The sequence below is a fragment of the Candidatus Borrarchaeum sp. genome (assembly GCF_019058535.1).
In the GTDB taxonomy this organism is placed as follows: domain Archaea; phylum Asgardarchaeota; class Sifarchaeia; order Borrarchaeales; family Borrarchaeaceae; genus Borrarchaeum; species Borrarchaeum weybense.
In genome coordinates, this window is sequence record NZ_JAHPYX010000100.1 from 1 (window position 1) to 3,724 (window position 3,724).

Genomic DNA, 3,724 nt, shown 5'->3' on the forward strand with positions numbered 1-3,724 from the left:
TCTCTAGTCCCTTGCTCTGTAAACGGTGGTTTAAACAGAGAGGAAACTCTCAGTGATCATCGTATAGTACTGACTGATAACCTTGGCGAAGAGAACCTACTCCCTTGATGTTGGGAGCGACGGGACTTGCGAGTACCCGTCATTAAAACACCACCTGAGGTTAGGTATATCATCCCCTGTCTTCGTAGAAAGGGTTGTGTGAGCAACGCCCGGGATCAATTCCTCACCCCAACAAGTTGGGGGGTCTCCTTGAGGTAATAATTATGATGCCATTTCAAGAAATGATGGAACAGATGAAAAAACAAATCCGTGAAGGCATCAAACTAAAACGTCCTTCTCCTAATTCCATACAAATGTCAATTGATAAAAACATTGTGGATGAGAATACAAGCTCTCAAATTCTGAATCTTGATGAGATGAAGAAAAACATAGGTGAAATCACAGGCAACCCTGAAGATTTGATTTCATTTGAAGCAGGCGATGATAATATTAAACTAGGTTTCAGTGGAGAGGAACCAGCTAATAAAGTGTTTCAGTTTCTAAACGAATTTCTTTACGGGGATATGTTAGATAAACTTATGAAGCCATTTCTTGAAATGATGGAGCAGATGAAAAAGAGTTTTGGCGCTGAGTAATTCAATTAATAAGGTTAACAAGAAACTAACGATAAGTTATAGCCCATTTAATCTCTCTTTTTTTATCTTTAGTTTTCTATAATGTTCTTACTTACTTTATTCCAAAATAGTTGATTCTTATCGAAATTTTCAAACTGAAATCTCTTATAAAGAGATGTAACAGAAAAAAGATTTATAAATTTCACTTCAATGATTTTCAAAATAGTTTGTATTTAATTTACAAACTTCATTCTACCGAAAGAAGGTCCTGAAAAAGGATGAGTACCTTATGGTGTCTGTTGGACCATTGGATTTAGGAATTAGCATTGGAATCATTATCGCTATTTATTTACTTCTTTTAAAGCGAAATGCAGATTCTCTTGAACGTTTTATGTCCAAATTATATCTTTAGAAATCTTATTAATCGCGTCATCAATTTTATCAATGTTTTTCAGCAGCCGTTCTTTAGTAGGTTTTCTCCCTCTAATAGAAGTTCCCTGTGAATGCTTTAGTTTTTCCCTAAATTGCATCATCTGTTGTGTGACAGTTTCGGCTATAAAAACATCGCTCTCTGGGGTAACATTGATATTCTCAATTTTTTGCAATATAAGTATGAACTCATCGTCGATTTTTCCAATATCTGCGCTAGTATATTTTTTTGTTTTATCAATTGTTCTAAAAATCGTTTTTATTGTCTTGAAACCTATATCCTTAGACATTTCTGCAAAAAATTTATGACTTTCAATCAACTCGTATTCTAAGCTGGAATTCCCAACGACAATAACGCAGAACTTGTTTTGTTTTAAAATCCGATTCATTTCTATCATGGAGCGGAGCATGGCTCCTAAATACTCGGAAAACAATCTAAATCTATTATTAATAAAACGCGAATGTGCTCCTATTTCATGTTTTTTGAAGGCATTAAAATCCATATCTAACCAGAACATGTTATACATGTGTACTCGATAGTAATCTAGTGCGTTTACGTAAGGGGGAGAAGTAACTATCAAATCTATGGATTCAGATTCAACTTCTAGCTTTCTTGCATCACTATTCAAGACTAATACATTGGGTATATTTTTCATAACTTTGGCAGTTTTCTTTAGTTCATTTTCCATATGAGCCACTTTTCTTAGAAATAAATCCTTCACATCAACGATTCCATGTTCTACTAATGACCAAATGGTTGCAGATAAAGCTACTTGTCCGAGATCATATATATCAACAAATCCTTCTGCTCTAATCTCCAATAAAGTCTCCCGAATTGCTTCCAATTGTGAAATGATCTTTCTATCGAAAAGTTTGCTAATCTTTCTGCGGGGCATGTTTCTTAATCTTTCATCAATTTGACTGTTATCTACATCCAATTTACTCTTTATGCTCGCAAGTCTTTCATTTAAATACAATAGTTCTTCTTTATTGATTAATGTTGTTTTTACTTTAGTAATTAGTGCTGCTAGAGGGTTGAAGTCATTTCCAATAGAATGCCGGTTGTTTAAGAACGCTTCAACGAGGGTCGTGCCACATCCACAAAAGGGATCTGCGATTGTTTCCTTTTTTTTCGAAAATAATTTAAGAAATGTCAAAGGTATTTGAGGAATGAATCGAGCGGGATAAGAATGAAATTTATGGGTGAGATATTGTGTAGTAAAATCCTTAAAGTCCCACTCTATTTTATCCAGAATTTCTAATGATTCTGAACGACCATATTTTCTGTTAATTAGGTCTAAATACCCTTCGCAAGGTGTTTTTTTACCAAACATTGTCTGCCTGTCTAGTGTCATCATTATTCACGTACTTGCTATATATTCTATGTTATAAGAAATAATCATTATTAATACAACTGTACAAGAAGTCTACCGATGTATTCAATGATTTTAGCTTATAATTTTGACTCTCTGTTTTTTAGAAACGAGATTATTTTAGCTCTCAAATAAACTGGGTTATATGAAAGAAAAAATAGAAACAAATTTCCCTTCGATTCCCTTTAATACAAAAGATTTTAGGCGAGACTTCATTTTATCTCTTCCCATAATGCCCTGCGGAGTACCTTACCTACACCTGTCATTGGGAGGTTGTCTCGAAATTCGATGATTTTGGGCACTTTAAAGTATGCTATTCTTTCTTTGCAGAATATTACAATTTCATTGTCAGTAGTGCTCTGTCCTTCTTTTAGTACAATATAGGCTTTAACCGTTTCTCCTCTGTATTCATCAGGAACGCCAATAACTGCTGCTGATTTTACTTTTGGATGCTCGTATAACACTTCTTCTACATCTCTGGGGTATACCTTGTAACCAGCAACATTGATCATGTCCTTCTTCCTGCCTACAATTGCAAAGTATCCTTCTTTATCCATGGTCGCAATATCGCCCGTATGAAGTTCGCCGTTTACTATTGCGTTTTTTGTTTCTTCCGGTTTTTTCCAATAGCCTTTCATTACCATAGGACCGCTAACCAACAATTCTCCTCTCTCACCGACAGGTACATCATTTCCATTTTCGTCGGCAATTCTTGCAAAACAGTCAATAACTGGAATGCCTATTAAACCACCCTTTTTTCGTGCAACTGGGCTGGTATGAGTAACCGGAGCAGCCTCTGTGAGGCCGTAGCCTTCCAGAAGATTACATCCCGTCTTCTCAGAAAACTCTTTCATCAATTGAACGGGAAGAGGCGCACCACCAGAAAGCATAAAGCGAACTGAACTCAGATCATATTTTTCGAGTTCTGGATAGTTAAGGAGCGCAATGTACATTGTTGGCACACCCGGCATGAAAGTAAGTTTATAGTTGGAAATCGCCTCAAGCACCTGTCTGGGATGAAATTTCGGTATTAAAACTATTGTTCCTGCGCTGGAAAGTGATGCAGTCATAGCTACTGTGAAGCCGAAGATGTGGGTGAGAGGGAGGACAGCTATCGTGCGCACCTTCCCCTCTTCAAAATTGAACCACTTGGCGGTCACTAGGGCATTCGACACGAGGTTTAAATTTGTGAGAAGGACACCTTTCGGTATACCGGTCGTCCCTCCTGTATATGCTAAAACGGCAATATCTTCTGCTTTGATATCAACTTTTGGAGGTTCTTCCTGTGTTGTAGCAAGCAACTCGTAA

At 36.6% G+C, this 3,724-nt stretch carries 3 protein-coding genes; 1 reads left to right on the top strand and 2 read right to left on the bottom strand.

Features of this window, described 5'->3' with window-relative positions; translation table 11 throughout:
- Window positions 1-263 precede the first annotated feature (263 nt).
- Complete coding sequence (locus tag QVB70_RS18555) at window positions 264-635, top strand: hypothetical protein (RefSeq protein WP_287584207.1); 372 nt, start codon at window positions 264-266, stop codon at window positions 633-635.
- Between the two features lie 368 nt (window positions 636-1,003).
- On the opposite strand, the gene QVB70_RS18560 is transcribed toward QVB70_RS18555, so the two are convergent.
- Complete coding sequence (locus QVB70_RS18560) at window positions 1,004-2,398, bottom strand: DNA methyltransferase (RefSeq protein ID WP_287584209.1); 1,395 nt, start codon at window positions 2,396-2,398, stop codon at window positions 1,004-1,006.
- Window positions 2,399-2,628: 230 nt separating this feature from the next.
- On the bottom strand, window positions 2,629-3,724 hold a 1,096-nt coding region (locus QVB70_RS18565), incomplete at its 5' end, for an AMP-binding protein (protein ID WP_287584211.1).